Source organism: Zooshikella ganghwensis DSM 15267 (assembly GCF_000428585.1).
Classification (GTDB): domain Bacteria; phylum Pseudomonadota; class Gammaproteobacteria; order Pseudomonadales; family Zooshikellaceae; genus Zooshikella; species Zooshikella ganghwensis.
On sequence record NZ_AUAF01000383.1, the window covers coordinates 1 to 1,360 of the forward strand.

Consider the following 1,360-nt stretch of genomic DNA (forward strand, 5'->3'; position numbering starts at 1 on the left):
TTTGTGTACAATATAAAGTGCCGAGGAAAAAGCTTACTTAATGATCTAGTAGAGCTATTGATATAACCCCCTAGGAATCCATATAGAGCCAAACTTTTTTTCGTGGCTTTGGAAGATGAATTAGAAAAAATACCTTATCGGGTTTAAATGAGAATAAATTAGTACTACTTGTAATAATGTGTTTGCAGGTGATGTTAATGAGCTTATATCAAAAAAAGTATAAATACTAAACGATTGTGGTTAATTTTATGTGGCTTTTATATAGCTAATTATGGGGTGTGCTATTTGAGATTATAGCTGTTTGTAAGATGTGTCGGCTTTTTTAATTTATTGCTATTTTTTTGAATATCTTTCTTCTTTAAGAAGATTTATGATTTATGTAGACCTGTTTGTAATAAGCTTAATAATTTAAGTGGCTAATAGTGTTTAGGGTATCATAATGCCTTGTATACAACTTATGTTGATATTAGCTGTTATTGGTGTGCTGCTAAATAACGTTGTTTTTGCCTATGAGGTGAAAATTTGTGATGATGAGGTTGAATACCCACCTTATTCATATTATGAAAGAGTTAATAACGTACCTTCAAAAAAAGTGAAAGGTATTACTAAAGATACGTTAACGGCCATATTTGCCTCCCTAGACTTTACCTATCAAATTGATCATATACCCTGGAAGCGATGTCTGTTTGAAGTTGAAAATTATGATAAAAGAAAGCGTTATGATATGTTCTCAACTGGGTCATATACTGTAGAAAGAGCTGATAAATATTATATAACATCACCATTTACTGAAGTTTATCCTGGTGTTTTTTACTCGATAGGGCAATATCCCAAAGGTATTGAAGTGAATAAAGTGAGAGATCTTGATCAGTTTGACTCAGTTTGTGGTGTTTTGGGGTATAGTTATAAAGAGTATGGATTAACTCAAGAGTCTAAACTTGTTCGGGTTCCATCCATAATTTCAGGTTTTAAAATGCTAGAAGTAAGTCGTTGCCAAATTATGCCATTAGCTATTCAGGCTGGTTATGGTTTAAAGCTTATTGAAAAAGGAAAAGTACCGGAGGTAATTAGAGCGTCACGTATTAAAAACATTAAGCCTGAAACGCTGCATCTATTTATTTCAAAGAGATCACCGATGGCTTTTGAACTGTACACTAAGATAAATAATCAATTGTTGCTTTTAAAAAAGACAGGCGTGTTAGATGAAATTGATGAGAAGTATAGGAAGCTTTATAATAATTAAGCAATCAAGGTTATGTTTTTAGTTTAACTCGTTGACAGGTAAGCCACTAGTTTGACTAGTGTGACTCTCAAGGCTTGGCCTCTAGATTCAGTTTTATGGAGAAAGAAGACATGTGTA

1 protein-coding gene is annotated in these 1,360 nt (G+C 32.6%); it reads left to right on the forward strand.

The window, feature by feature from the left end; translation table 11 throughout:
• Nucleotides 1–457: 457 nt before the first annotated feature.
• Entirely contained in the window at nucleotides 458–1,243 is a 786-nt protein-coding gene (locus F607_RS0127185) for a substrate-binding periplasmic protein (RefSeq protein WP_169719863.1), read from the forward strand.
• Nucleotides 1,244–1,360: the final 117 nt, after the last annotated feature.

Bases quoted from the DNA above. Each gene is read 5' to 3' on its own strand.
- F607_RS0127185 (WP_169719863.1), top strand. From the start codon at position 458: ATGTTGATATTAGCTGTTATTGGTGTGCTGCTAAATAACGTTGTTTTT.